The sequence below is a fragment of the Rhodococcus sp. SG20037 genome (assembly GCF_031763325.1).
In the GTDB taxonomy this organism is placed as follows: Bacteria; Actinomycetota; Actinomycetes; order Mycobacteriales; family Mycobacteriaceae; genus Rhodococcus_F; species Rhodococcus_F qingshengii.
In genome coordinates, this window is sequence record NZ_CP134497.1 from 2,991,534 (window position 1) to 3,018,506 (window position 26,973).

The following is a 26,973-nucleotide window of genomic DNA, read 5'->3' on the forward strand; positions in this document are numbered from 1 at the left end:
CCGGATTTTAGAAAGAGATGGCCAACGAAGAACGAATGGAGCGACACCGCAAGAACGGTCGCTCAGTGGACGCCGAGCACAGTTTCCGCCTGATAGCCGAGCGAACATAACCATGACTTCACGATCGGTTGCGTTCAGGAGATCTAGACAAGCAACTGTCGATGCCCACCGACGCCCAGCCCACATAACGCCTGGACAACCGAACCCGCGCCTGGCGCATCACGTTGACTATCGACCCGCCGAAAGGCGCCCACATCGAAGCGTCGGAAGTACGCACTGAGCGTTCCACCCTGCCCTAAGGCGCGCAGGTGCTGGGGCGCCGTGACGGTGCAGAAACCACCTTGCGCTGATGTGGTGCGGGTGCTGGCCGGTGCTACCGGCGTGAAGCGCGTCTGGCGAGTTCGTCGTCACGGGTGCCGGCATGCTGGTAGCGCATCGCGGCCTTAACGCTGCTGTGTCCCAGTCGCGCCATAGTTTCGGCCACCGTCGCGCCGGTTTGCGCGTAGCGAGTTCCTGCATAGTGGCGCAGCGAGTGAAACGCCAAGTCGGAGCGGCCAGCTGCTGCCCGAGCCTTTCGCCAGTGGTTGTTCACTGTGCTTTGTGACACGTAACCACCGCTACGGTCTGTCCACAACAGTGCGCCCGGTTTCACGGCTTCGACGTGGGCGGCCACGATCCGGGCGTCGTGGCCGAAAATAGCGATGATTCTTCGCCCTGCGGCGCTCTTCGGAGGTCCGGCTACCTTGGCGATGCCGTTGCCTTCGACGATGCTGCGCACGACAGCGATCCGCACCGCGTCCACCTCGCCATCGCCATCGCGCTCAACGGCGACATCGGTTCTGGTCAGGCCGATAATCTCACCGAATCGCAGGCCACCGGCGGCGGCGATGATCACGAATGGTTTGTACCTCGGCACGATCTTTTCGATGACGATGTCCAGCTCGACCTCGGTCGGTGGTGTTGTGGACTTCCCCGTGGTGGTAAGCGAGCCACCCTTGATTTTGCAAGGGTTTGCGCTGATCAGGCCATCTTCTACGGCTGTTTTCAAGATCGACTTCATTAAGTCGTAGGCCCTCGCGGTGGCCGTGGCCTTGCCCGTTGCGAGTAGTTCAGATCGCCACTCGCGCACTGCCTCGGCGCGTATTTCGTTGATGGGTGTTGCCGCCCAATGGAATAGCGATCCGGTGGTGCCAAGCATCCGCTCGTATTCCTTGCGGGTTCGTGGGCGTAGCGGCTCGCCCTTGCTATTGGCCCTGGTGGCGACCCACTTCTCGGCGTATACACCGAACGCGACAGCTTTACGTGCCTTCTCGGCCTGAGTGGCCTGCCGTGCCACGGCAGCGTCGTTTGGATGTACCCAGGTTCCCCCGGCGATTGCGTCCTGCTGCGTGTTCAGCCAGGTCTGTGCCGCGCCTTTCGTGCTGAACGTGCTGGGTGCAGGGATACGTTCCGCACTCCCAGGAGTGGGGTCGGGGTGGCGGGCTCGGTACCGCCCCGACGGCAACTTTTCAATGCGTCCGAAGACTTTTCTGGCCATGCAGCTGTTTTCCTTGATTTCGTGGGCCCTCCGTGGGCCCTAGATTGTCAGAAGTTGGCATTTTTTGGCATGGTGTGGCACTCCTTAGTTCCTCTGACCATAGGGTTAGCGGCTCTGAACAGGAATATCACATCTGGTTCGATCCCAGCCGGGACCACAGAAAAATACTGAAGGCGTTCCCGATCATCGGGGACGCCTTCAGTCGTTTGAGAGCACAGCTGTTCGAGGGCACGGTTATTTCGGGATGCAGACCGTCGTCGCAGGTCGCCGGGCGACGATTTCGGTAGCCTGGTCGAAGAGACATTTCGCGACCGAAAAGGTGACTGCTTTGAGTACCGAAAAGGTCGATTCTTCCGTCGACGATTCAGACCTGTCCGTCTTCCAGGACGCAGAGTCCCGCTGGGAGCGGTGGCGCGCGGGAATCGCCGCGCGGCCCACCCTCAATCTTGCGTACCGCATCGGCGTCGGAGTCGTGGGCACGATCGTGTTCGCCGCCGGCATCGTGGCTATTCCGTACCCCGGGCCCGGTTGGCTCATCGTTTTCGCCGGCCTCGGCATCCTGGCGTCGGAGTTCGCGTGGGCACATCGACTCCTTCATTTCGCGAAGGCCCGATACGACCGGTTCATGGAATGGTTCGGCAAGCAGTCGCTGTTCGTCAAAGGGTTGGGCGTTCTGTTCACCACAGTGATCGTCCTGGCGACTTTGTGGGTGCTCGGCACTTTCGGCCTGATCGGGACATGGGTGGGCCTGGACTACTCGTGGCTCGAGTCGCCGCTGTGAGTTGAACGCGGCCCGGTTTCCTTCACTCGGTTGTCTCACCATGTCGGTAGGGCCGATAACATGATCGTGCGCGTGCTCGCAGTGGGTACGACGCCTGTCTAACTTGTCGCAATACCTTTAGGAGCACATCGCCGTGACCAGTCCCGCGCCAGAGCACTCAGCCGCCCCACTTCGGGTGCCCGCGGGGACGACCGCCGGGACTGCAGTGCGCGAAGCCGGATACCCCACGAAGGGGCCCGACGTGATCGTCGTTGTCCGCGATGGCGAGGGAACGCTCAAGGATCTGTCGTGGACACCTGAGGTCGATGTCGACGTCGAGCCGGTGGCAGCATCCACCGAGGACGGCCGCAGCGTCATCCGGCACTCCGCGGCCCACGTCCTCGCGCAGGCGGTTCAGAAAGAATTCCCCGACGCGAAGCTCGGCATCGGTCCGCCGATCAAGGACGGCTTCTACTACGACTTCGCGGTGGACCGCCCGTTCACTCCGGAAGATCTGGCCAAGCTCGAAAAGCGTATGAAGCAGATCATCAAGGGATCACAGCGCTTTTCGCGTCGAGTCGTCGATTCGATCGAGGACGCTCGGGTCGAGTTGGCCGACGAGCCCTTCAAGCTCGAATTGATCGACGACAAGTCCGGTATCGACGATCCCGAGATCATGGAGGTGGGCGGCAACGAGCTGACCATCTACGACAATCTCGATCCTCGTACCGGCGACAAGATCTGGTCCGATCTGTGCCGCGGCCCGCACATTCCGACCACCAAGCACATCCCGGCCTTCAAGTTGACCCGAAGCTCCGCCGCCTACTGGCGTGGCAACCAGGACAACGCCGATCTTCAGCGTGTCTACGGCACCGCGTGGGAGTCCACCGAGGCTCAGGACGAATACCTCGAACTGCTCGCCGAGGCCGAGCGTCGTGATCACCGCAAGCTCGGTACCGAACTGGACCTCTTCAGCTTCCCCGACGAGCTCGGTTCGGGTCTGCCGGTGTTCCATCCCAAGGGCGGCATCATCCGCACCGAGATGGAGAACTACTCGCGCAGCCGCCACATCGAGGCGGGCTACGAGTTCGTCAACACTCCGCACATCACCAAGGGGCATCTGTACGAGGTTTCCGGTCACCTCGACTGGTACCGCGACGGCATGTTCCCGGCGATGCACGTCGACGAGGAACTGAACGAGGACGGCACCGTGCGCAAGCCGGGCCAGGACTACTACCTCAAGCCGATGAACTGCCCGATGCACAACCTGATCTTCCGTGCTCGCGGACGCTCGTACCGTGAATTGCCGTTGCGGCTCTTCGAATTCGGCTCGGTCTACCGCTACGAGAAGTCCGGCGTCATCCACGGCCTGACCCGCGTGCGCGGCATGACCCAGGACGACGCTCACATCTACTGCACCCGTGAGCAGATGCGCGACGAGCTGACCACCACGCTGCAGTTCGTGCTGAACCTGCTCAAGGACTACGGCCTCGACGACTTCTACCTCGAGCTGTCCACCAAGAACCCGGACAAATTCGTCGGTAGCGACGACGTCTGGGAAGAGGCAACTGCAACCCTCGCCGAGGTCGGCGAAGCTTCCGGCCTGACTCTGGTGCCGGATCCGGGCGGAGCCGCCTTCTACGGTCCCAAGATTTCCGTCCAGGTCAAGGACGCCCTCGGCCGCACCTGGCAGATGTCGACCATCCAGCTCGACTTCAACCTGCCCGAGCGGTTCGAGCTCGAATACACCGGCAACGACGGCGTCAAGACTCGTCCGGTCATGATCCACCGTGCGCTGTTCGGCTCGATCGAGCGGTTCTTCGGTGTCCTGACCGAGCACTACGCGGGCGCGTTCCCGGCGTGGCTGGCGCCGGTGCAGGTTGTCGGAATCCCGGTGGCCGAGGCGTTCGCCGATCACCTGTTCGACGTCACGAAGAAGCTCAAGGCTGCCGGTGTGCGCGCCGAGGTCGACTTCAGTGACGACCGTATGCAGAAGAAGATCCGTAACCACACCACGCAGAAGGTCCCGTTCATGCTCCTCGCGGGCGAGCGTGACGTGGAGGCCGGCGCGGTCAGCTTCCGTTTCCGTGACGGCACGCAGATCAACGGCATTCCCGTCGACGACGCCGTCCGGATCATCACCGAGTGGATCGGCCGCCGCGAGAACGCCTCGCCGACAGCCGAACTGGTGCAGCCAAGCGTGGCGCAGTGAGCGCCCCCGGTGACGACGGTCCGGGTTCGCTGATCGACCACGGCGTCGGTGACCCTGACCATTTGCAGCGCATTTGGTCGCCGCATCGGATGTCGTACATCACCGAGGCGCCCAACACCCCGGGCACGACAGGTGAACCGTTCATCGACATTCCGAAGATGTCGGACGAAGAAGGACTGATCGTTGCCCGCGGTGAGCATGTCTATGCGGTTCTGAACCTGTATCCGTACAACCCGGGGCACCTGATGGTGGTTCCGTACCGCAAGGTCGCGGCACTCGAAGACCTGACGCCGGAGGAGAGCGCCGAGTTGATGGCGTTCACCCAGCAGGCGTTGCGGGTGATCAAGAGCGTGTCGAATCCTCACGGATTCAACGTCGGCCTGAATCTCGGTGCCGCTGCGGGCGGTTCGCTGTCCGAGCACCTTCACCAACACGTAGTGCCACGTTGGGGCGGCGACGCCAACTTCATCACCGTGCTCGGTGGGGTCAAGGTGATGCCGCAATTGCTGCGGGAGACCAGGGGACTACTCGCCGGTGCCTGGCAACAATAGGTTGACGCATCCGGCTTCATGGCAGGATGCATTGCTGCAACGAGTTCCGAACCGGAACTCACGACGGGGAGGGTTCCTGCGGTGTTGAGCTTCTTCGGGCGCGCATCGGTGTCCAAGGTGACGGCACCTATGGGGAAGGCGCTGGTCAAGACCGGTCTGACGCCGGACTCGGTGACGGTGATCGGCACGGTGGCAAGCGTCGCCGGTGCGGTGACGCTGTTTCCGTCCGGACATCTGTTCTGGGGAACCATGTTCATCTGGTTCTTCGTCATGTTCGACATGCTCGACGGCGCAATGGCTCGTGCTCGCGGCGGCGGAACGCGGTACGGGGCGGTACTGGACGCGACCTGCGACCGCGTCGCCGACGGCGCGATTTTTGCCGGCCTGGCCTGGTGGGCGGTCTACCACGAGAACAGCAAGTGGCTGCTCGTCGCGACGCTCATCTGCCTCGTCACCTCGCAGGTCATCTCGTACGCGAAGGCGCGCGCGGAGGCGAGCGGGCTGACTGCGGACGGCGGGTGGATCGAGCGCCCGGACCGATTGATCATCGTGTTGGTCGGATCCGGCCTGACGGGTATGGGTCTTCCGTGGGCAATCCACATCGCGATGTGGGTACTTGCCGCCGGAAGCATCGTGACGGTCTTCCAGCGAGTGCTCGCGGTGCGCAATTCCCCTGGCGCCCGGGAACTTCTGCCGATCGCCCCGGCCGCATCCACGGTCGAAGGTGCGCCGAACACGGACGGCGAGGCAGAGAAATGAGCTTTGCCGAGCGTGCAACCGACCTGGGATACGCCGCGGGTTGGCGTCTGGTGCGAAGCCTGCCGGAATCGGTGGCGGTCAAGCTGTTCGACGCCGGAGCGGATTTCGCGGTACGCAAGGGCGGACCCGAACAACTCAGGAAGAACCTCGCGAGAGTTCTGGGCACGACGCCGGAGCAAGTTCCGGATCAGTTGATCAAGGATTCGATGCGCTCGTACGCCCGGTATTGGCGTGAGGCGTTTCGTCTTCCGTCGATGGACCTGGTCGCGACAGGTAAGGCGCTGCATGCGCTGGTCGAGGGCCAGGAGCATCTGGAAAAGGCAATGGCTGCAGGTCATGGCGCGGTATTGGCGCTGCCTCACAGCGGTAATTGGGACATGGCCGGCGTGTGGTGCGTTCAGCAGTGGGGCGGGTTGACCTCCGTTGCCGAGCGGCTCAAGCCCGAATCCCTGTACGAACGGTTCGTCGACTATCGCGAGAGTCTCGGCTTCGAGATCTTCCCGCTCAGCGGCGGGGAGCATCCACCGTTCGTCGAACTCTCCAAGCATCTGCGTGAGAACAAGATCGTGTGCCTGTTGGGGGAGCGCGATCTGGCGAAGAAGGGTGTGCCCGTTACCTTCTTCGGCGAACCTACTCGGATGCCCGCGGGCCCAGCGAAGCTCGCGATCGACACCGGCGCGCCGCTACTTCCGGTCCACTGCTGGTTCACACCCGACGGATGGGGTTTCAAGATCGACCCACCGATCGACGTATCCGGCGGAGTCGGCCCGGCCACGCAAGCACTTGCCGACCGTTTCGCGGTCAACATCGCAGCGCACCCCGCTGACTGGCACATGCTTCAACCGCTGTGGCGCTCGGACCTTTCCGAATCGCGGCTCGCCCGCATGGAGGGTGAATGAAAATCGGCATGATCTGCCCGTACTCCTTCGACGTCCCCGGCGGCGTCCAGGCGCACGTGGTGGATCTGGCCGAGGTGCTGATCGAACGTGGTCACAAAGTGAGTGTGCTTGCGCCGTCGTCCGATGACGACGAGTTGCCGGATTTTGTGGTTTCCGCAGGTAAAGCCGTCGCGATTCCCTACAACGGTTCTGTTGCGCGGTTGTCTTTCGGCCCGACGGCGAACAACCGCCTCCGCAAGTTCATCGCGGAAGGTGACTTCGACGTTCTACATATCCACGAACCCAATGCGCCGAGTCTGTCCATGCTCGCGTTGCGCATCGCGGAAGGCCCGATCGTCGCCACCTTCCACACGTCGACCACGAAGTCGTTGGTGCTGAGCACGTTTCAGGGTGTCTTGGCTCCGTATCTCGAGAAGATCAGCGGCCGGATCGCAGTCTCGGAGTTGGCGCGTCGTTGGCAGGTCGAGTCTCTCGGATCCGACGCGGTCGAGATCCCCAACGGCGTCGATGTCGCAGCGTTTGCCGAGGCCGATCTGTTGCCCGGCTACCCGCGCGAAGGTGGAACCATTCTGTTCCTCGGTCGCTACGACGAACCGCGCAAGGGGATGGCCGTCCTCCTCGGTGCGCTGCCGGAGTTGGTCGAGCGTCACCCGGATCTCGAAGTGATCGTGGTCGGACGCGGCGACGAGGAGAAACTCCGCAAAGAGGCGGGTAAGTACTTCAAGCATCTCCGCCTGCTCGGGCAGGTCAGTGACGAGGAGAAAGCGTCGGCGCTTCGCAGTGCGGACGTCTACTGCGCGCCCAATCTCGGCGGTGAGAGCTTCGGGATCGTGCTGGTCGAGGCCATGGCGGCTGGCACTGCCGTCGTGGCCAGTGAGTTGGACGCTTTTCGCCGTGTTCTTCGCGACGGTCAGGCCGGCTTGCTGGTCCCCATCGGGAACTCCGATGCCTTGGCCGAGGCAATCGATTCCGTTCTCGGTGACCCGGATCGACGACGCGCGCTGGTCAACACCGCGACAAGTGTTGTTGCCGAATACGACTGGCCGGTGGTAGCCGAGCAGATCCTGCGTGTCTACGAGACCGTCACGGTCGGCGGTACCGGCGTACGCGTGGTGGGTTCATGACCTTCTCCGCTCTGACGATCTTCATTCTCGGGCTCGTCGCTGCCGTCGTCCTGGTCGTCGGACTGTGGGCGTACGGGACGGCGAACCGACTCGATCGACTGCATGTGCGTTCGGATCAGTCGTGGTTGGCGCTCGATGCGGCTCTGTCCCGTCGTGCCGCGGTTGTCCGCGCGGCGGCTGTGGACATGAGCGCCGACGACGCCCGCAGATTCGTCACCTTGGCGGACGCCGCCGAACGTGCGGATCGTCAGGATCGCGAGCTTGCCGAGAACCGGCTGTCCAATGCTCTTGCTGCCTATGGCACGACGTCGCTGCGACCTCAACTGGTGGCCGAGTTGGCCGATGCCGAGGCGCGCGTGCTGATCGCCCGGCGGTTCCACAACGACGCGGTGCGCGACACTCTCGCGTTGCGTACGCGTCGACTTGTTCGCTGGCTGCACCTCGGGGGAACGGCACCGCTACCTCATTACTTCGAGATATCGGAGCGCACGACCGCGGCGGCGGTGCCCGAGGGCATCACCGTGGATACGTCACGGACCTCTGCCCGCGTGGTGATGCTGGACGAGGACGATCGGGTGCTGCTGTTGCGCGGCCACGATCCCAAGATCCCGAACACTTACTTCTGGTTCACCGTCGGCGGAGGGCTCGAACGGGGCGAACACCTACGGGCGGCTGCCGTTCGTGAGATCGAGGAGGAGACCGGATTCGTCGTGGCTCCGGAGAATCTGCGAGGTCCGCTCTGGCGTCGTGTGGCGATTTTCCCGTTCGACGGTGAGCTGATCCGTTCGGAAGAGCTGTTCTTCGCTACGCGCACTCACGGCTTCGAGCCGGTCTTCCAAGGCCACACGGAATTGGAACAGCGTGCCATCACCGGCCATCGCTGGTGCAGCGCCGACGAGATCCGCCGACTGGCCAAGTCCGGTGAGCCCGTCTACCCGTTGGATCTGGCAAACCTCCTGGTGGAGGCCGCGACGATTGCGGACGGTTCCGAGGATCCGGAAGTGCGTTCCATCCGCTGATCGTTCGGTCGTTCAGTGCTCGCGGGCAGTTTAAGGCCAGCAATGGCAAATTGGATACGGAATCGAAGGCCGGTTCGTCCTAGAGTTCTGGCCAGAGGCCTCCGCGCGAATGAACTCGTGTGTTCGCCGTGCCTTGTTTCTTTCGTCACGCCACTACTGCAGGAGTTTGCTGTGAGCACCCCCGACTCTGCCCCCACCACCGCCATCGGCACCGCCCGCGTCAAGCGCGGCATGGCTGAAATGCTCAAGGGCGGTGTGATCATGGACGTGGTCACCGCTGAGCAGGCCAAGATCGCCGAAGACGCCGGCGCCGTCGCCGTCATGGCACTCGAGCGGGTCCCCGCAGACATTCGCGCACAGGGCGGCGTCTCGCGCATGAGTGACCCGGACATGATCGACAGCATCATCTCCACCGTCAGCATCCCCGTCATGGCCAAGGCACGCATCGGTCACTTCGTCGAAGCGCAGATCCTGCAGAGCCTCGGCGTCGACTACATCGACGAGTCCGAGGTCCTGACCCCGGCCGACTACGCCAACCACATCGACAAGTGGAAGTTCACCGCTCCCTTCGTCTGTGGCGCCACCAACCTCGGCGAAGCGCTCCGTCGCATCAACGAAGGCGCGGCCATGATCCGCTCGAAGGGTGAAGCAGGCACCGGAGACGTCTCCAACGCCACCACCCATATGCGCACCATCCGCGGCGAGATCCGCCGGTTGACCTCGCTGAGCGAGGACGAACTGTACGTGGCCGCCAAGGAACTGCAGGCGCCGTACGAACTGGTCGTCGAGGTCGCCAAGGCCGGCAAGCTGCCGGTCACCATGTTCACTGCCGGCGGCATCGCCACCCCGGCAGACGCTGCGATGATGATGCAGCTCGGCGCCGAGGGCGTGTTCGTCGGATCGGGCATCTTCAAGTCCGGCAACCCGAAGCAGCGCGCGGAGGCCATCGTCAAGGCCACCACGTTCTACGACGACCCGGACGTGCTCGCCAAGGTCTCGCGCGGACTCGGCGAGGCAATGGTCGGCATCAACGTCGACGACCTGCCTGTCGGACACCGCCTCGCAGAGCGCGGTTGGTGACAGCAGGTTCGACGACCGGGCCCAGTGCCTGAAAGTCCTCACAGACGAAGGGGCGGCGGTTGCGTTGGCAACCGCCGCCCCTTCGGGGTGTGGCAGACCGATCAGATGCTGTCCGATACCTCGAACACGAACTCGACCTCGACGGCACTGTTTCGGGGTAGTTCGGCGACGCCGATCGCTGAGCGGGCGTGTTGTCCAGCCGAACCGAAGATCTCGGCCAGCAGGTCGGACGCACCGTTGATCACCTGGGGTTGCTGCGAAAATCCCGATCCGGAAGCAACAAATCCAACGACCTTGACGACCCGAACGATGCGATCGAGCCCGACTAAGGCATCGACTGCCGCGAGTCCGTTGAGAGTGCACAACCGCGCCGCCTGGGCGGCGTCTTCGACGGAGACGCCCTCGCCCAACTTACCGATGCACGTCGTAGTGCCGTCGACGAGCGGCAATTGCCCCGACGTGTAGACGTATGACCCCGTCTGAACGGCGGGGAGGTATGAGCCTGCGGGGGTGGCAACAGGCGGGAGGGTCAGGTCGAGTGCGGCGAGTCGTGCGGTCCAGGTACTTGCGTCGTTCATCGGTTCCTCAATGGGTTCTTTTGTCCGGGAATGGTGTTCGAGTCTGTCATCGGGAGTCTCGGCAAGTCCAAGTCGTATTTGCGCCCACCCCATCACTTTTGGTGATATTCGCCGTCGTCGGATTCAAAATGGTGTTCGAGTTGGCCACCTAAACTGTGTCGTATGTCGTCAATTCGTAACATCTCACTGGGGATACCTGTCCGTTCCGGTCACATACTCATACTCGACGGCACGGACTCTGTCACGGGGGAGAACTTTCATCGATTGATCGGTGGCGGTATCGAGTTCGGTGAGACGGCCGAGGCAGCGCTGCGGCGCGAGTTCGCGGAGGAACTCGGCGTCACGTTGGGAAGCGTCGAGTTGCTCGAGGTCGTAGAGAACATCTTCGAGTTCGAGGGGCGACCTGGGCATGAGATTGTCCATGTCTTTGGAGTCGACTCGGCTGACATCGATGCGTTTCCGCTCGACGTGCAACTCCGAGTCCTAGACGAAGGTAGTCCAGTCCACTGGGTATTGAGTGGTGGGTCCGACCGCCCTATCTACCCGGGCGAAGCTGCCCGCATTATCAACGCCCTGGTTCAGTAGGGGAATCCGTTGCCGGAACACGAGTGGCCGCAAAGGTTGCTCCGCAACAATTTTCGGTCAATCAGGATTGTTCGGACTGATTCCTGGAAATCATGGATATCGAACGTATATTCGAATAATGTTGAGGAATGTTCGATGACGGAGTAGGAAGTTCGGGTACCGCAGCGCAGCTGTCCGGTGCTGAATCCGACTGCGCCCTCATCGATCTCATCGCCGATCTGCATGCGCGCGAATCGATGCTCGTGGAACGGAAACTGGCTGCCATTGCCGAGTTTTTCGAGCGTCGCAGCGCTGACCACACTGATAACGGTGCTTGGTCGTCTACCGCTCACGAACTGGCTGAGGCCGAGCTCGGCGCGGCATTGACCATGGGCCGTGCCGCAGCGGGAAAGTTGATCGGTCTCGGCTTTTCTCTCAAGACTCGCCTCCATCGCACGCGTGCCGCCATGGCGCGCGGAGAACTGGATCTGTATCGAGTCGGATTGATCGACTCCGCTACGGCCAACGTAGCCGACGATTTGATCGACGAGGTGGAACGGCAACTCCTCGAGAAGATCTCGGCGCCCCCGATGCCTGGCGGTACCGGCTTGACGGGTCGCCGATTGACAGCGGCTATCGACCGGATCGTCGCCGTGGTGGATCCCGAGGGGATACGCGAACGTCGACGCCGCGCCCTGGCTGATCGGTTCGTGGGTGTGAGCGCTGCCGAGGACGGAATGGCGCGGATATTGGGGAGTATTCCGGCGGAGGAAGCACGGGCTTTCGACCGTCGGTTGCGGGAGTTGGCAATGTCGGTGTGTCGACACGATTCCCGTAAGTACGAGCAACGACGAGCTGACGCATTGGGAGCGTTGGTATCCGGATCGACGATTCTGCCGTGCGATTGCGGCCGGCACGAGTGCCCACAAGATCGAAGCGGGATTGTGGTGGTGCGTCGGCCGTTGGTTCACGTGGTCATGCTGGAATCAACGCTTCAGGGCGGTGACGCACCAGGTGCAGACGAACCCGCTCACCTCGACGGTTATGGAGTGATCAGTGCAGAGCATGCGCGTGACATCGCCGCGGGTGCGCTGATTCGGAAGGTGAAGGTACCAGCCGATGCCGCGCTCGAGTCTGCCGGTGAGGGCGAGCCAGTACCTTCGCCCGTCGTTCCTTCTGCGTTCGTGTACCGCCCCGGCGCTGTCCTCGACACCTGGGTGCGGGTGATCGCAGGAAGCTGCCAGTGGTTGCACTGCGATGTCGCTGCATGGAATTCAGATCTCGATCACACTGAACCCTTTGATCATCGCGATCCCACTCGTGGTGGAAAGACCGTGGCCTCGAACTTGAGTGCCTATTGTCGAAACCATCACCGCCTCAAGCACTCCGGTCAGTGGGTGCACACCTCGAACCCGGACCGCAGCGTCATGCTGACCTCGCCGACCGGACATTGCTACCGAACGAGGCCGTCAGGTCTGCTGGCGGGAATGCTCGAGCCTGTACTGCCCGAGGGTGGTCGGCGTCGGCGCACACGTCTGGAAAACAAGGCCGCTCGTGTGTGGGGGGAACGCCGGCGGCAGCGGATACGAATGCACCGGCGGATGAAGAAGGCACAGAGGAGGACCTTCGACGGCGGAGACGATCCACCGCCATTCTGAGTCGATGCGCCCCGTCGCTCAGTGTTTTCGGATGCCCACTTTGGTGGCCGGGGGTGCGTCAGGCATTGTGTGAAGGTCGGTAGACGTCGGTACACGGGAAGATGTGGAGCATCGATGGCGAGGATCGAAGAAATTCTGGAGTTGGAACGCCTCGAGCGGGACATCTTTCGAGGAATCATCGCGGAGACCACCCTGACCCGCACTTTCGGCGGCCAGGTCGCCGGACAGGCATTGGTGTCGGCGGTACGCACGGTCGATCCGGCCTACTCGGTTCATTCGTTGCACGGATATTTCCTGCGTCCGGGAAATCCGATGGAGCCGACGGTTTTTCTGGTTGATCGTGTTCGGGACGGTCGATCGTTCGCGACCCGCTTGGTCACCGGAATTCAAGACGGGCAAGCCATTTTCACGATGTCGGCGTCCTTCCACGTCCAAGACGAAGGCATCGAGCACCAGGACGAGATGCCACCCGTTCCTGACCCCGAGACCTTGGCCATCGCCCAGGATTCGGAGGATCCCGAGACTGCGTGGCTGGCGCGTGAGTGGTCCGATTGGGACCTTCGAATGGTGCCGAAGGCCGACATCGACAAACGTCCGGGCGCTGCCGCGCAGCAGCAAGTGTGGTTCCGTTCCCGCGAGGCACTCCCGGACGACCCGGTATTTCACGTGTGCACGCTTGCCTACATGAGCGACATGACGCTGCTCGGATCTTCTCGCGGCCCCCACATGGACGTCGCCATGCAAAGCGCTTCGCTCGATCACGCCATGTGGTTCCTGCGGCCGTTCCGCGCCGACGAGTGGCTGTTGTACGACCAGACGTCGCCGTCAGCGGGCTTCGGTCGCGCCCTGACGCAGGGACGAATCTTCGACAGCCGAGGAAATATGGTTGCTGCAGTCGTCCAGGAGGGTCTGACCAGGCTGTATCGCCCGAAGTGAGGTCGGCCGACGTGAGATCAATCGCAGTGAGACCTTCACTGGCGAGACCGCACCGCAGGCCGGGCCGGATGGTCGTATCTGACCTCGAAATCGACCTCCTCGGACACTTCTGATCGGTGTTCGAGGAGTGCCTCGACGGTCCACAGATCTGCCTCCGGTGTGTGCCGCCGCATGGCAGGTTCGCTCATGTCCAGGCGGACGCTGACGTCGAACTCCAGCCCGCGCCCGAGCAACATCGGACCGGCGATCACGATGACCGCGCGCTCATGGACGGGGATACGGGTCGACCGAGCCGATCGATCGGTGGGTTCGTCCCAGAGTTTCGGCAAGAACGCCCGTTTTGTGCGGGCTGCGGTGATCACTTCACGATCGAGTGCCGGATAGTCGAACCAGATAGTACGGTAACTCAGCGCATCCTCGTGGCCGAACTCGTATCGCAGCGAAGCCGGCCGCACGTAGTCGTGCAGTGACACAACAGCACTCGGCCTGTTGCGCGACTCGACGGCGGTGCCGACCAGTTCCGCGAGCCGAGACGGCTGTGCACAATCAGGTCCGTCGATCGCTACTACCGCCACCGACGGAAACGATCCGCTCAGCGTTGCAATCTGCTCGGCCAAGGCGAGGGGACTGGACGGGATGAATGTACTCACGCCCACCATGGTGCCGTGCCCGCTCGCCGAGGCGATATTGTGAACCGTCATCGCGCCCATTGCGGCGGTCTATGTTTTCGGAGGACTCATGGTTGGTATCGAGGAGATCCTCGCGCTCGAACACCTGGAGAAGGACATCTTCCGTGGTGCGGTCCATCCCACCGCACTTCAACGGACGTTCGGCGGGCAGGTTGCCGGGCAGTCGTTGGTTTCTGCCGTGAGCACCGTTGACGAGAGCTACCACGTGCACTCGTTGCACGGATATTTCCTGCGCCCGGGCAATCCGAAGATTCCGACGGTCTACCTGGTGGACCGCATCCGCGACGGGCGCTCGTTCTGCACCCGCCGGGTGAATGCAGTTCAGGACGGCAAGACGATCTTCACGATGTCGGCCTCGTTCCACGTCGACGACGAAGGTATCGAGCACCAGGACCGGATGCCCTCCGTTCCGGCGCCGGAGGACTTGCCGGATGCGCAGACCGTTCCGAAGTTGGCTGAATCGCAGTTCTATCAGGAGTGGAAGAACTGGGACATCAGAATTGTGCCCGCTGAGCAGAGCGCGTCAGCGCCGGATCTCGCCGCGCAACAACGCGTGTGGATGCGCTACCGCGAGGCTCTGCCGGATCGTCCGCTGCTGCACATCTGCACCCTCGCGTACCTCAGTGACATGACCCTGCTCGGAACTTCCAAAGTCCCGCACCGCGGCGTGAAGACGCAGACTGCTTCGCTCGATCACGCGATGTGGTTCCTGCGTCCGTTCCGGGCCGACGAGTGGTTGCTCTACGACCAGACGTCGCCGTCGGCAGGTTTTGGTCGCGCGCTCACTCAGGGGCGTATCTACGATCGCGATGGCAACATGGTGGCAGCGGTGGTTCAGGAGGGTTTGACGCGTCTCGAACGCGAACCCGACAGCCATGAGAGCAAGAACAGCCGTGAGAACAAGACAGGAACTGTGTGATGACGCGTCCGTTGATCGGTGTACTCGCCCTCCAAGGTGATGTTCGCGAACACCTTGCCGCACTCGATGATTCGGGAGCGGATGCGGTGGGTATCCGGCGCCCGGAGGAACTCGACAAGGTCGACGGCATCGTGATCCCCGGTGGCGAATCCACCACGATGAGCCGGCTTCTGCAGGTATTCGAGCTGCTGGAACCGCTTCGTGAGCGACTCCGCGGCGGGCTGCCGGCTTACGGATCGTGTGCGGGCATGATTCTGCTCGCCAGCGAGGTACTAGACACCCGGCCGGACGCCGAGCATCTCGGCGCCATCGACATGACGGTGCGCCGCAACGCTTTCGGTCGGCAGGTCGATTCTTTCGAGTCCGACCTGGAGTTCGAGGGCATCATCGGTGATCCCATTCGCGCTGTCTTCATCCGCGCGCCGTGGGTGGAGCGAGTTGGGCCGGGCGTTGAGGTCCTTGCGCAGGTTCCCGCCGCCGCGGGGGAGGCCGCGGGCCGGATCGTCGCGGTTCGGCAGGGCTCGGTGATCGCCACTTCTTTCCATCCCGAGGTTACCGGGGACCGTCGAGTGCACGAGATGTTCGTCGATCTGGTTCGCGGATAACTGGAGTAGTCAGCCTCGGCCGAACCTACAGCTCCAGTTCGCGGGCAAGGATCGCCGCCTGGACGCGTGAGGTGAGGTGCAACTTCGACAGAACTCGCGACACGTGCGACTTCACCGTCGGAGCACCGACTCCGAGTTCACGCGACAGTTCGGCGTTGGACATACCCGTCCCCAACAGCGCGAGGACCTCGCGTTCACGGTCGGTGAGCTCGCTCAATCCCAGCGGTTCGGTGGGTTTGGGTGCGCGCTGCACGAACTCGCCGATCAGTGCGCGCGCCGCACGAGGAGCGAGCACTGCATCTCCGGCCGCGACATTGCGGATAGCGCGGGTCAGTTCGTCCGCGGTCGCAGTCTTGAGCAGGAATCCCGACGCACCGGCGCGCAGGGCCGCGAAGACGTATTCGTCGAGATCGAAGGTGGTCAACACCAATACGTGGCTTCGGGTCGTTCCGACGATCTGACGTGTCGCTTCGATGCCGTCGGTGCCTGGCATCCGGACGTCCATGAGTACGACGTCGGGTTGATGCGTGCGGGTGACGGTGATCGCCGACGCTCCGTCACCGGCTTCTGCAACGACATCGATGTCGTCGTGCTGCCGCAGGATCATCGCGAGTCCGGACCGGATCGCGGCGTGGTCGTCGACCAGGGCGACGGTGATCACTGATCCGTTCCGTTCGGCGCGGGGACCGGTAGCTGTGCGCATACCGTCCATTCTCCGTCGACCGGAAGTGCGTCGAGTGAACCGCCCAGCAGTTCGGCGCGGTGACGCATGTTTGCAAGTCCGTGCGTTCCCGCCCGAAAACTGGATGTGTCGCGACCGACGGGGTTTCGGATCTCGATCTGTAATGCATTGTGCTGGAGAGAGATCGACATCGAGATCGGTGCACCAGGCGCATGCTTGAGTGCGTTGGTCAACGCTTCCTGGGTGATCCGATACGCCGTGTGATCGACCACGCTCGGCAGGTCGGCAGCATCGACGTCGATCGCAACGTGCACAGTGCCGCCGGCTGCCCGAACTGCGTCCAGGACGACGGGCAACTCGGTCAGCCGCGGGGGAGAGGAACGCGGGTCCGGGGTCTCGTCGTCCCCGGCGTGGAGCAGTTCGATCATCGAGCGCATCTCGGAAAGGCCCGCAAGACTGCTCGATCTGATCGCCCCGATCATCTCCCGCAAGCCGTCGTCTGGTTCGCCCCGTTCACCGGAGAGAGCTGAGGTGGACAGTGCCGCCTCCGAGTGGATGGCGATGGCGGAGAGGTGGCTTGCGATCACGTCGTGCAGATCGCGCGCCATGGTCGCGCGTTCGTGAGCGACCGCGGCCTCGCGGTCCAGAGCGGCGAGTGCTTCGTGGACTCTGGAACGCTCGCGTTCGGCCTCGGTCAGTTCGACTTGTCGACGGATGACCAGTGCCCACCACACCGGCGTACCGAAGAACAGAGCGGTCACGACGCCCGCCCCAGCCGCAGCGCGGACGTCCTGGGTGGACAGGTAGACGAGTGCGGTGAGCGCGGCAACCGTCACCGCGGTCAGAGAACACACCACTCGGCCCAGCCGCGCCGTCCCGTACAGAACTGCGGCGTAGGTGAGATCCGAGAGGACCAGCCACATCGGCAGAGTCGGGCCAAGGGCGGCGTCGACCGCGACGATGACGGCCCCCGCCGCCAAGGCCGTTGCCGGACGCACCCGCCGGAACGAGTCGATCGCACACAGCAGAGCCAGCATCCCGATCCGAACCCCGGCGGGAACGTCGGCGACACCTCCGACATCTGTCCACATTTGGTACAGGCCGACCAGGTAGAGGAGTACCCCGATCGCGAACAGGCCGAAGGCGATGAGCGGATCGTTCCACTTGCCGACACTCCGACTTCTGGTCACCACAGACTTATCAGAGCACATCGGGGCGCCTGACTTGTCATACCAAATGATGAGGTCGGCGTTGTTCCGATGGCTGATGTGCGGATTCGAGAGAGAAGACAGGCTCGACGTATGAAGATTCGTTTCGAGTTGATGATCGGCATTCTCTTGGTCGTCGGTGGCGGCTGTCTGTGGCTGTTCGCGCGTGACGCCGAGTTCTTCTGGTTTCGCGGCGGACCACTCGGCGTGATCCTCGCGATCATCGGTGCCTTCGACATCGTGAATGCAGTCCGAACGCGGGAGGAAGCGATACCCGAGCGCCGAAACGACTGACGTGGAACTCGTCCTGCTCACCACGCTGGGCGGGCTCGCCCTGCTGGACAGTACGAGCATCGGAACATTGGTCGTCCCGGTCTGGATGTTGTTGATGCCGGGACGACCGCAGGTTCGCAGGCTGCTGACGTATCTGGTGGTCATCACGACGTTCTATTTTGTTGTCGGGGTGGCCGTCTGGACGACGGCACGGGTAGGCATGCCAGTCGTCGCCCCGCTACTCGACACCCCCGCCGCCCGCGTTGCGCAGTTGATTCTCGGTATCGCGTTGTTCGCGTGGAGCTTTCGATTCGATTCCGAGAAGAGACGCACATCCGGTCAGGCCGATCGAACCCATGTTTGGCGAGAGCGGGTGCTCGGCTCGGCCAGTTCCGCGAGAAGTGTTGTACTTCTGGCGATTGCTGCCGGAACCGCCGAATTGGTGACGATGCTGCCCTACTTGGCGGCGATCGCGATGATCACCGCTGCTGGGCTGTCCTCATTCACGTCTGCGTCGATACTTGCCGGATACTGCCTGATCATGGCCACTCCGGCAGTCCTTCTGTTGTGTGGGCGGATCGTGGCCGGCGACCGACTGGACAAGCCGCTGCGCGGGGTGGATTCGTTCATCTCACGCCACGGCGACAGCGCGATGGGTTGGGTGTTCGGCATTGCCGGCTTCTACCTCGCCGGCAATGCCGCTGCCGTGTTGTTCGTGAATTGACGTTGTTCGTGAATCAACCAGCCTGAACCAACGAATTGATCAGCTTCACACCGTCTTCCGGGTGATCGACGGTCACGGCGAACAGTCGTCCGTTCTCGAGAGTGACCACGATGGCCTCACCCGAGCGGAGAGTGACGGCTGTTCCGCGCGGTGTCATTCGGTAACCCCATCCGCCCCATTCGGCCGGACGTATCGCGTCGACCGATGCGGACTTCACCTTCGAGATGGGGATCTTCTTCCATCGAACGCCCCAGGAACTGATGCCGACACTGTGACGGTCGACGCGCACGGTGACCGACGCGAATGCTGTGACGGCGAGGGTGGACACACCCAGGATCACGGCAACCCACCAATCCGAGTACGCGGCAGTCGCGATCACGAGAACTACGAGGCCGGCGGTAACGATCCACGGCCAGATGCTGCGGACCTGCCCGACCCACACTGCACGTTCGGAGGCCGTGAGTGGAGTGTCGAGCGTCGGGGTCGGCAGTGGCGACTCCGGGCCGCTTCGTTGCTGGTCAGGCAGCGCGTATGCCAGAACTCCTACGAGTACCGCCGCGATCGGCGCAAGAATCCACCAGCCGATACGCGCGGCTTCCGGCGACCCGGCGTCGATCGTCAGGGCGACGCTCAGAATCCAGATCGTCGCCAGTGTCGCACTCGAGATCGAGGTTACGGCGAGAAACAAGGGCGCGTTGTCGCTCGAACGGGCCGCGACGGCACACGCGCAAACGACTGCCACCAGTGAAATCGCCAGCGCGATGAAGAAAAAGGTCGTCGTGGTGCTGAACCCGTCCGGGCTTGATCCGGACCAATGGCTCGCGACGGTCTCGGGTAGGCGGTCACCCCACGCGAAGCGTGCGAGAACCAGGATCAGGGTCGGGATCAGAGTCAGCGAAGCTGCTGTCCAGAGTCGGATCTTGCTGGTCGTCATTGTGTGCTGGTCTCCTTGATGAGGTCGAGCATGTGCGCGGTGTCGAGTCCGAGATTTCGGGCCTGCCGCACGAACTCGCGCGCAGATTCGTTGAGAGCTGTTCTTCCCGAGTCGAACTCGGCGCGAATAACGGCGCCACGTCCGCGTCGGAGGTCGATCAGGCCTTCGTCGCGGAGTGTTGCGTACGCACGAAGAACCGTGTGGAGATTGACGTCGATCGACTCGGCGAGAGCGCGAGCGGACGGCAGGCGGTCACCTGGTCCGATCTCACCGCGGATGACCGAGCCACGAACCCCGGCTGCAATCTGCTCCGCGAGTGGAGTTGTGGAGGCATGATCTATTCGGACCAACATGTTTGCATTCTATGCAAACAATGCGCGGTTTGACCAATTCGTGTCGGGGGATGCAGCGAGTTGTGACGTGGGACGGGTAACATCGGCAGAGCTGAAAGACGCGCATTCGGCGTGCGCAACGCAGCAGGAAAGGGGCTTGAATCGCATGAGCGGCCACTCAAAATGGGCCACCACCAAGCACAAGAAGGCTGTGATCGACGCACGTCGTGGCAAATCCTTCGCGAAGCTGATCAAGAACATCGAGGTGGCGGCACGAACCGGCGGTGGCGATCCCACGGGCAACCCCACCTTGTACGACGCCATCCAGAAGGCGAAGAAGACGTCTGTTCCCAATGACAACATCGAGCGTGCGCGCAAGCGCGGCGCCGGTGAAGAAGCGGGCGGCGCAGACTGGCAGACCATCATGTACGAGGGCTACGGACCCAACGGCGTCGCCGTCCTGATCGAGTGCCTCACCGACAACCGCAACCGCGCAGCCGGTGAAGTTCGCACCGCGATGACCCGTAACGGTGGCAACCTCGCTGACCCGGGTTCCGTCTCCTACCTGTTTGCTCGCAAGGGTGTCGTCACGCTCGAGAAGAACGGCCAGTCGGAGGACGACGTCCTGATGGCTGTGCTCGACGCCGGTGCCGAGGAAGTCACCGATCTCGGTGAAACCTTCGAAATCGTCAGTGAGCCACAGGATCTGGTTGCCGTACGTTCGGCACTTCAGGAAGCCGGCATCGACTACGACTCCGCCGAAGCCGATTTCCGCGCTTCCGTCGAGGTTCCCTTGGATGTCGACGGCGCACGCAAGATCTTCAAGCTCGTCGACGCGCTCGAAGATTCTGACGACGTGCAGAACGTCTACACCAACATCGATCTTTCCGACGAGGTTCTCGCGGCTCTCGAAGGCTGATTGTTTTTCAACTCAACCCGGTCCTGACGTCCGCGTCCGGGCCGGGTTGCGTGTTGATGCGGGGTAGTAGTCCCGCGCACCGCTAAGCTATCGAACAGCTGTTCGGTATGGAGAGGTGTGACAAGTGCGCGTGCTCGGAGTGGACCCAGGCTTGACTCGCTGCGGGTTGGGAGTGGTCGACGGGAGCAACGGCAGGAAAGTGCGCCCCATTGCGGTCGACGTGGTGCGGACTCCGGCCGAGATGGACCTCGGTTCTCGGCTTCTGCGGATCTCCGATGCGGCTGAACTGTGGATCGAGCAGTACAAGCCGGAGGTGGTCGCGATCGAGCGCGTGTTCGCGCAGCACAACGTCAGTACCGCGATGGGGACGGCGCAAGCAGGCGGAGTTGTCGCGCTCGCTGCCGCCAGACGCGGCATTCCGGTGTGTTTCCACACGCCCAGCGAGGTGAAGGCCGCCGTCACCGGCAGCGGTAACGCCGACAAGGCGCAGGTCACTGCGATGGTGACGCGAATTCTGAATTTGAAGACGGCGCCGAAACCGGCTGACGCTGCCGACGCTCTGGCGCTGGCGATCTGTCACTGCTGGCGAGCACCGATGATCGAGCGGATGGCCCGCGCCGAGGCGATGGCCGCTGAACAAATGCGTAAGTATCAGGCAAAATTGGCCGAGACGAAGAAGGCAGGTTCACGATGATCGCGTCGGTACGCGGCGAGGTACTCGATATTGCGCTCGATCACGCGGTCATCGAAGCGTCAGGTGTCGGCTATCGGGTCAATGCCACCCCGGTGACTCTCGGTGCACTGCATCGGGGAAGCGAAGCGCGACTGTTCACGACGATGATCGTTCGCGAAGACTCGATGACGCTGTACGGTTTTTCCGATACCGAGTCGAAGGACCTGTTCAGCCTCCTGCAGACGGTTTCCGGAGTCGGACCGCGCCTGGCGATGGCAACTCTCGCAGTTCTCGAACCGGACGCGCTGCGGCGGGCGCTCTCGGAAGGCAACCTGACGGCGTTGACGAGGGTGCCCGGTATCGGAAAACGCGGCGCCGAGCGCATGGTTGTCGAACTGCGTGACAAGGTCGACGCCGTCGCGACGACGGCTGGCGCGGCGTCCGGTGTCGTCGTCGGCAGTTCGATCCGTGATCAGATCGTCGAGGCTCTCGAAGGTCTGGGCTTCCCGATCAAGCAGGCTGAGCAGGCCACGGATTCGGTTCTGGCGGAATCGCCCGAGGCCACCACGTCGGTCGCACTGCGTTCTGCTCTGTCGCTGCTCGGTAAGACTCGATGAACTTCGACCCGATCGACGATTTCGACGACGAGTCGCAGGTCTCTGCCGAATTGGTGGCGGGAGACGGTGATGTCGAAGCGAGTCTGCGCCCCAAGAGTCTCGACGACTTCATCGGTCAACCTCGTGTTCGCGAACAACTGCAGCTCGTGCTCACCGGAGCAAAACTTCGCGGCAGCACGCCTGATCACATCCTGATGTCCGGTCCCCCCGGGCTCGGCAAGACGTCGATGGCGATGATCATCGCGGGGGAGTTGGGCTCTTCTCTGCGGTTGACGTCCGGACCGGCGCTCGAACGCGCCGGAGACCTGGCTGCGATGCTGAGCAACCTCGTCGAGGGCGACGTGTTGTTCATCGACGAGATTCACCGAATCGCTCGTCCGGCCGAGGAGATGTTGTACCTGGCCATGGAAGACTTCCGTGTCGACGTCGTCGTCGGTAAGGGGCCGGGTGCCACGTCGATTCCTCTGGAGGTTGCACCGTTCACGCTGGTCGGTGCGACTACGCGGTCGGGTGCGCTGACCGGTCCGTTACGCGACCGCTTCGGGTTCACCGCTCACATGGATTTCTACGAACCCGAAGAGCTGCAACAGATTCTGATGCGTTCGGCCGGAATTCTGGGCGTCGATCTCGAAGTTGACGCCGGTGCCGAAATCGCACGACGCTCGCGGGGGACACCGCGTATCGCGAACCGATTGCTGCGCCGGGTTCGCGACTTCGCCGAGGTGCGCGCCGACGGAATCGTCACCATGGACGTCGCTCAGGCGGCCTTGGCCGTCTACGACGTGGACCAGTTGGGCTTGGACCGTCTCGACCGTTCGGTACTGAGTGCTTTGGTGCGTTCGTTCGGCGGCGGGCCCGTCGGCGTGTCGACGCTTGCGGTGGCCGTCGGCGAGGAACCGTCGACGGTGGAAGAAGTGTGCGAGCCGTTCCTGGTCCGGGCCGGAATGATCGCCCGGACGCCGCGAGGACGTGTGGCTACCGCCGCTGCCTGGACTCAACTCGGAATGACACCGCCGCCGGATGCCGCAGCGGGCGGTATCGAGGTTCGTGTCAACGAACCGCAGGCCACGTTGTTCGATCCGAACGGCGAGTGAATTTCGACTGGAAAGGCCTACTTGAACGGCCGATCTGTCAGGAATCCTCAGCAACTAATGGCACACTGGTGTATTGCGTAGGTCCATCCGGGACCATCGCGGCGTAAAACGTGCAACACAACCGAGGTTGATCAACACATGTCGAGTTTGCTTTTCCCCCTCTTGATCCTCGCACTGCTGGTGCCCATGTTCCTGGGCATGCGCAAGCAGAAGAAGGCCTTGGCCGCGACTTCCGAGATGCAGGACTCGCTGCAGGTCGGCGATCGGGTGCAGACCACGGCCGGGCTCTACGCCACGATCGCTTCCCTGGACGACGACACCGTGGACCTCGAGATCGCGGACGGTGTCATCACCACCTGGTCGCGTCTGGTCATCCGTGAGCGCGTCGTCGAGACGACCGAGACCGACGAGTATGACGACGACTCGATTTCCGAGATCGAAGAGTCTGCTGCCGACACCGAAATCCGGCTCACCAAGGAGTCCTGACTTCGTCGAACTGGTACGTGTTCTAGAGTTGTGAACTCGGACACACGTCCAGATCGGTTTGTCCGCTCTTACACCAGCAGCTCAGTTCACCCCGTTGATCAATCGTTGCAGTTCGAACGCCGCAGCTCGGGTGGTCGTCGACCACCCGAGCCGTGCACTTACTGAAGCTCTGCACCTACCGAGGAGACTTAAAGATCGTGGCACCTTCCACCGGAACGGTGCATCCGGTCCGCTACCTGGCCCTTTTCGGGGTCCTGGTAGTGGCACTGTATGCCCTGGTGTTCTTCACTGGAGACAAGTCGGCCACGCCGAAACTCGGCATCGACCTGCAGGGTGGAACGCGCGTCACGTTGACCGCTCGTACCCCGGACGGCAGCGCTCCCAGTCAGGACAGTCTCAAGCAGGCTCAGGAAATCATCGAGACCCGCGTCAACGGTCTCGGCGTTTCCGGTTCCGAGGTCGTTGTCGACGGTGACAACCTCGTCATCACCGTTCCCGGCGACGACAGTGCGCAGGCTCGCTCGCTCGGCCAGACCGCTCGTCTGTACATCCGCCCGGTGACGGGTTCGATCGACGTCGCCACCCGTGACGCGAATCGGACAGCTACGCCTGAGGCGCCGGCGGCCGAAACTCCGGCCACTGATGCACCGGCCCCCGAAGCACCCGCTGACGGGACGCAGACGCCGCAGAACCGTCCGTTCCTGGCTCAGGACCCGACTACTCCCGAAGCAACGCCCGCGCCGCAGACAACGACTCCGGCCCCCACCGGGGACGCTCCGAGCGACGGCACCGACGAAGGCGACGCAGCAGCAGCGGAAATCGCCGCAGCGCGCGCCCTCCGGCAGAGCAGCGATCCGACAGTGCAGCAGCAAGCAGTGGCGAACCTCGACTGCTCCGTCGCGGATCCGCTCCGTGGAAACGACGACCCGACCCTGCCGCTGGTCGCGTGCTCGCAAGACGGACTGAACATCTATCTCCTCGGTCCTTCGATCATCGACGGCCAGGAGATTGCCGACGCGTCTTCGGTCTTCAACTCGCAGCAGTCGCGCCACGAGATCAGCCTCTCGTTCAAGACGACCGGCAGCAACACCTGGGCCGAGTTCACCTCAGCCAACATCGGCAAGCAGGCAGCGTTCACGCTCGACTCGAAGGTCGTCAGCGCTCCCACGATTCAAGGTGCAACGCCTGCGGGTAGCGCCACCTCGATCACGGGCAGTTTCACTGCCGAGAGTGCCAAAGAACTTGCCAACACACTGAAGTACGGTTCGCTTCCGCTCTCGTTCGCAGCCTCTGAGGCCGAGACGGTCTCGGCCACGCTCGGCCTGGCCTCACTGCAGGCGGCATTGATCGCCGGCGCGGTCGGTCTCGTTCTCGTTCTGCTGTATTGCCTCGTCTACTACCGCATGCTCGGCGTCCTGACGGCGTTGTCGCTGATTCTCTCCGGAGTCATGGTCTACGCGATCATGGTTCTGCTCGGCAGATACATCGGCTTCACGCTCGACTTGGCCGGCATGGCTGGTCTGATCATCGGTATCGGTATGACCGCCGACTCGTTCGTCGTGTTCTTCGAACGCATCAAGGACGAAATGCGTGAGGGCCGTAGCTTCCGCTCGGCGGTGCCACGCGGTTGGGCAAGAGCACGCCGAACAATTCTTTCCGGCAACGCGGTGAGCTTCATCGCCGCTGCAGTTCTGTACGTGCTGGCGGTCGGACAGGTGCGAGGCTTCGCCTTCACCTTGGGTCTGACGACCATTCTCGACGTGATTGTCGTGTTCCTCGTGACGTGGCCACTGGTCAGCATGGCGTCCCGTTCGGCGTTCTGGTCCAAGCCCAGCGTCAACGGTCTCGGCGCAGTGCAAGAGGTTGCCCGCGAACGTAAGGTTGCCGCCGCTGCGTCGGCTAAGGAGACACGAGCATGAGCGAGTCCAACAACTCCCCGGTGGGGTCCACCAACAGTTCCGCCGCCGAATCCGCCGATGCGGCGGCCCGGTCGGAGATCACCGACTCAGGCGTCGATCAGGGCGCGATGCCCAAGCACAGCTGGCTCTCGCGGCTGTACACCGGAACGGGTGCGTTCGAGGTCGTCGGCAAGCGTCGCTTCTACTACGGACTGACCGGCGCTCTGGTCGCCATTGCGCTGCTGAGCATCATCCTGCGCGGCTTCACCTTCGGTATCGATTTCGAAGGCGGATCACGCATTCAGTTCCCGGCCGAGGGCGGAGTCGAGACGTCGGCGGTGGAAACCGTCTACTCCGACACGCTCGGGTTCGAACCGGTCAGCGTGCAGACAGTCGGCTCGGGTGCCAGCGCAACCGTGCAGATCCGGTCGGAGACGTTGAACGCGACGCAGATCAACGATCTTCAGTCGGCTCTCTTCGACGAGTTCCAGCCCAAGGACAAGAACGGGAACCCGTCGGCGCAAGCCATCAGTTTTGCGGACGTGAGTGAAACCTGGGGCGGCCAGATCACCAAGAAGGCGCTGATCGCGCTGATTGTGTTCCTGGTGATCGTGAGTATCTACATCGCCATCCGCTTCGAGCGGGACATGGCGGTAGCTGCGATCGTTGCGTTGTTCTTCGACATCATCGTCACTGCCGGCGTCTACTCGCTCGTCGGTTTCGAGGTGACGCCCGCGACGGTGATCGGTTTGCTCACCATTCTCGGCTTCTCGCTGTACGACACCGTGGTGGTGTTCGACAAGGTCGAAGAGAACACCCGCGGTGTTCTGCATCTGACGCGCCGGACGTACGGCGAGCAGGCCAACCTCGCGGTGAATCAGACCTTGATGCGATCGATCAACACGACCGTCATCAGCGTGCTCCCGGTGATCGCTCTGATGGTTGTCGCGGTCTGGATGCTCGGCGTCGGCACACTCAAGGACCTTGCGCTCGTTCAGCTCGTCGGCATCATCGTGGGTGCGTACTCCTCGATCTTCTTCGCGACGCCGCTCCTGGTGTCGATGAAGGAACGCTGGGGACCCGTTGCCGCGCACACTCGTAAGGTGCTCTCGCGCCGGGCTACGCTGGCCGAGAAGGGTACGCAGACGGTTGCCGTCGGCGCACCAGTTGCACGCCGTGCTCCGGTTGCTCCGCAGCCGGGTGCGCGGCCGACCGGAAAGCGAAACAAGAAGGGGCACTGAAC

29 protein-coding genes are annotated in these 26,973 nt (G+C 62.8%); 22 read left to right on the plus strand and 7 right to left on the minus strand.

The annotated features are described in order from the left end of the window. Positions 1–373: 373 nt before the first annotated feature. Positions 374–1,336: a tyrosine-type recombinase/integrase gene (locus tag RHP72_RS13935; RefSeq protein ID WP_311094814.1), complete on the minus strand. Its 963-nt coding sequence runs from the start codon at positions 1,334–1,336 to the stop codon at positions 374–376. A gap of 571 nt (positions 1,337–1,907) precedes the next feature. On the opposite strand from RHP72_RS13935, the gene RHP72_RS13940 reads away from it, so the two are divergent. The 8 genes from RHP72_RS13940 to pdxS all read left to right on the plus strand — a co-directional run bounded on the left by RHP72_RS13940 (position 1,908) and on the right by pdxS (position 9,941). Next, the gene (locus tag RHP72_RS13940; RefSeq protein ID WP_085989954.1) at positions 1,908–2,318 is read left to right on the plus strand and encodes a TIGR02611 family protein; all 411 of its coding nucleotides are present in this window, start codon (positions 1,908–1,910) and stop codon (positions 2,316–2,318) included. A gap of 133 nt (positions 2,319–2,451) precedes the next feature. Continuing rightward, complete coding sequence (thrS, locus tag RHP72_RS13945; RefSeq protein WP_007732914.1) at positions 2,452–4,509, plus strand: threonine--tRNA ligase; 2,058 nt, start codon at positions 2,452–2,454, stop codon at positions 4,507–4,509. After that, complete coding sequence (locus tag RHP72_RS13950; RefSeq protein WP_003943307.1) at positions 4,506–5,060, plus strand: HIT domain-containing protein; 555 nt, start codon at positions 4,506–4,508, stop codon at positions 5,058–5,060. Before thrS ends, RHP72_RS13950 begins: the two co-directional genes overlap by 4 nt. Positions 5,061–5,141: 81 nt before the next feature. Beyond that, positions 5,142–5,819: a phosphatidylinositol phosphate synthase gene (gene pgsA / locus RHP72_RS13955; RefSeq protein ID WP_037130749.1), complete on the plus strand. Its 678-nt coding sequence runs from the start codon at positions 5,142–5,144 to the stop codon at positions 5,817–5,819. After that, a complete protein-coding gene (locus RHP72_RS13960; protein WP_030536867.1) occupies positions 5,816–6,718 on the plus strand; it encodes a phosphatidylinositol mannoside acyltransferase in 903 nt (300 codons plus the stop codon). The genes pgsA and RHP72_RS13960 overlap by 4 nt, the downstream gene beginning before the upstream one ends. Next, positions 6,715–7,842 carry a glycosyltransferase family 4 protein gene (locus RHP72_RS13965; protein WP_003943332.1) on the plus strand — a complete coding sequence of 376 codons (1,128 nt, stop codon included), beginning with the start codon at positions 6,715–6,717 and terminating at the stop codon, positions 7,840–7,842. The genes RHP72_RS13960 and RHP72_RS13965 overlap by 4 nt, the downstream gene beginning before the upstream one ends. After that, positions 7,839–8,861, plus strand: coding sequence for an NUDIX domain-containing protein (locus tag RHP72_RS13970; protein ID WP_118607066.1), 1,023 nt, complete (start codon positions 7,839–7,841; stop codon positions 8,859–8,861). Before RHP72_RS13965 ends, RHP72_RS13970 begins: the two co-directional genes overlap by 4 nt. Positions 8,862–9,032: 171 nt before the next feature. Further along, positions 9,033–9,941 carry a pyridoxal 5'-phosphate synthase lyase subunit PdxS gene (gene pdxS, locus RHP72_RS13975; protein ID WP_003943338.1) on the plus strand — a complete coding sequence of 303 codons (909 nt, stop codon included), beginning with the start codon at positions 9,033–9,035 and terminating at the stop codon, positions 9,939–9,941. Between the two features lie 101 nt (positions 9,942–10,042). On the opposite strand, the gene RHP72_RS13980 is transcribed toward pdxS, so the two are convergent. Continuing rightward, entirely contained in the window at positions 10,043–10,519 is a 477-nt protein-coding gene (locus RHP72_RS13980; RefSeq protein ID WP_050656607.1) for a RidA family protein, read from the minus strand. A gap of 162 nt (positions 10,520–10,681) precedes the next feature. Between RHP72_RS13980 and RHP72_RS13985 the strand changes: the two genes are divergently transcribed. The 3 genes from RHP72_RS13985 to RHP72_RS13995 all read left to right on the plus strand — a co-directional run bounded on the left by RHP72_RS13985 (position 10,682) and on the right by RHP72_RS13995 (position 13,677). Further along, complete coding sequence (locus tag RHP72_RS13985; protein ID WP_311094815.1) at positions 10,682–11,104, plus strand: NUDIX domain-containing protein; 423 nt, start codon at positions 10,682–10,684, stop codon at positions 11,102–11,104. Positions 11,105–11,232: 128 nt separating this feature from the next. Then, positions 11,233–12,741: an HNH endonuclease signature motif containing protein gene (locus RHP72_RS13990; RefSeq protein ID WP_058038729.1), complete on the plus strand. Its 1,509-nt coding sequence runs from the start codon at positions 11,233–11,235 to the stop codon at positions 12,739–12,741. A gap of 114 nt (positions 12,742–12,855) precedes the next feature. Then, complete coding sequence (locus RHP72_RS13995) at positions 12,856–13,677, plus strand: acyl-CoA thioesterase II (protein WP_003943337.1); 822 nt, start codon at positions 12,856–12,858, stop codon at positions 13,675–13,677. A gap of 35 nt (positions 13,678–13,712) precedes the next feature. Here RHP72_RS13995 and RHP72_RS14000 read toward each other — a convergent pair whose 3' ends face one another. After that, the gene (locus tag RHP72_RS14000) at positions 13,713–14,336 is read right to left on the minus strand and encodes a hypothetical protein (RefSeq protein ID WP_003943324.1); all 624 of its coding nucleotides are present in this window, start codon (positions 14,334–14,336) and stop codon (positions 13,713–13,715) included. 79 nt (positions 14,337–14,415) lie between these two features. Here RHP72_RS14000 and tesB point away from each other — a divergent pair, with 79 nt between their 5' ends. Both tesB and pdxT read left to right on the plus strand, forming a co-directional pair. Further along, a complete protein-coding gene (gene tesB, locus RHP72_RS14005) occupies positions 14,416–15,285 on the plus strand; it encodes an acyl-CoA thioesterase II (RefSeq protein WP_007732935.1) in 870 nt (289 codons plus the stop codon). Beyond that, positions 15,285–15,890 (plus strand): pyridoxal 5'-phosphate synthase glutaminase subunit PdxT, encoded by a 606-nt coding sequence (gene pdxT, locus RHP72_RS14010; protein ID WP_007732937.1) that lies wholly within the window; start codon positions 15,285–15,287, stop codon positions 15,888–15,890. Before tesB ends, pdxT begins: the two co-directional genes overlap by 1 nt. A gap of 25 nt (positions 15,891–15,915) precedes the next feature. Here pdxT and RHP72_RS14015 read toward each other — a convergent pair whose 3' ends face one another. Both RHP72_RS14015 and RHP72_RS14020 read right to left on the minus strand, forming a co-directional pair. Then, the gene (locus tag RHP72_RS14015; RefSeq protein ID WP_311094816.1) at positions 15,916–16,593 is read right to left on the minus strand and encodes a response regulator transcription factor; all 678 of its coding nucleotides are present in this window, start codon (positions 16,591–16,593) and stop codon (positions 15,916–15,918) included. Further along, positions 16,548–17,762, minus strand: a complete 1,215-nt coding sequence (locus tag RHP72_RS14020; RefSeq protein WP_231917339.1) for a sensor histidine kinase — start codon at positions 17,760–17,762, stop codon at positions 16,548–16,550. The genes RHP72_RS14015 and RHP72_RS14020 overlap by 46 nt, the downstream gene beginning before the upstream one ends. 111 nt (positions 17,763–17,873) lie before the next feature. Between RHP72_RS14020 and RHP72_RS14025 the strand changes: the two genes are divergently transcribed. Next, positions 17,874–18,074 (plus strand): hypothetical protein, encoded by a 201-nt coding sequence (locus RHP72_RS14025; RefSeq protein ID WP_218749367.1) that lies wholly within the window; start codon positions 17,874–17,876, stop codon positions 18,072–18,074. 1 nt (position 18,075) lies between these two features. Beyond that, a complete protein-coding gene (locus tag RHP72_RS14030; protein WP_065352435.1) occupies positions 18,076–18,777 on the plus strand; it encodes a GAP family protein in 702 nt (233 codons plus the stop codon). Between the two features lie 13 nt (positions 18,778–18,790). Here RHP72_RS14030 and RHP72_RS14035 read toward each other — a convergent pair whose 3' ends face one another. Then, positions 18,791–19,711, minus strand: a complete 921-nt coding sequence (locus RHP72_RS14035) for a hypothetical protein (RefSeq protein WP_311094817.1) — start codon at positions 19,709–19,711, stop codon at positions 18,791–18,793. Continuing rightward, positions 19,708–20,064 carry a GntR family transcriptional regulator gene (locus RHP72_RS14040; protein ID WP_003943322.1) on the minus strand — a complete coding sequence of 119 codons (357 nt, stop codon included), beginning with the start codon at positions 20,062–20,064 and terminating at the stop codon, positions 19,708–19,710. Before RHP72_RS14040 ends, RHP72_RS14035 begins: the two co-directional genes overlap by 4 nt. Before the next feature lie 145 nt (positions 20,065–20,209). On the opposite strand from RHP72_RS14040, the gene RHP72_RS14045 reads away from it, so the two are divergent. The 7 genes from RHP72_RS14045 (at position 20,210) to secF (ending at position 26,971) form a co-directional block, all read left to right on the plus strand. Then, positions 20,210–20,962, plus strand: coding sequence for a YebC/PmpR family DNA-binding transcriptional regulator (locus tag RHP72_RS14045; protein ID WP_311094818.1), 753 nt, complete (start codon positions 20,210–20,212; stop codon positions 20,960–20,962). Between the two features lie 124 nt (positions 20,963–21,086). Further along, positions 21,087–21,656 (plus strand): crossover junction endodeoxyribonuclease RuvC, encoded by a 570-nt coding sequence (gene ruvC, locus RHP72_RS14050; protein ID WP_003943325.1) that lies wholly within the window; start codon positions 21,087–21,089, stop codon positions 21,654–21,656. Continuing rightward, complete coding sequence (gene ruvA, locus RHP72_RS14055) at positions 21,653–22,252, plus strand: Holliday junction branch migration protein RuvA (protein WP_007732953.1); 600 nt, start codon at positions 21,653–21,655, stop codon at positions 22,250–22,252. Before ruvC ends, ruvA begins: the two co-directional genes overlap by 4 nt. After that, a complete protein-coding gene (gene ruvB, locus RHP72_RS14060) occupies positions 22,249–23,346 on the plus strand; it encodes a Holliday junction branch migration DNA helicase RuvB (protein WP_003943304.1) in 1,098 nt (365 codons plus the stop codon). Before ruvA ends, ruvB begins: the two co-directional genes overlap by 4 nt. A 138-nt stretch (positions 23,347–23,484) precedes the next feature. Beyond that, positions 23,485–23,832 carry a preprotein translocase subunit YajC gene (gene yajC / locus RHP72_RS14065; protein WP_003943339.1) on the plus strand — a complete coding sequence of 116 codons (348 nt, stop codon included), beginning with the start codon at positions 23,485–23,487 and terminating at the stop codon, positions 23,830–23,832. Positions 23,833–24,029: 197 nt separating this feature from the next. Continuing rightward, complete coding sequence (gene secD, locus RHP72_RS14070; protein ID WP_007732956.1) at positions 24,030–25,751, plus strand: protein translocase subunit SecD; 1,722 nt, start codon at positions 24,030–24,032, stop codon at positions 25,749–25,751. Further along, complete coding sequence (gene secF / locus RHP72_RS14075) at positions 25,748–26,971, plus strand: protein translocase subunit SecF (RefSeq protein WP_007732958.1); 1,224 nt, start codon at positions 25,748–25,750, stop codon at positions 26,969–26,971. Before secD ends, secF begins: the two co-directional genes overlap by 4 nt. Positions 26,972–26,973 lie beyond the last annotated feature (2 nt).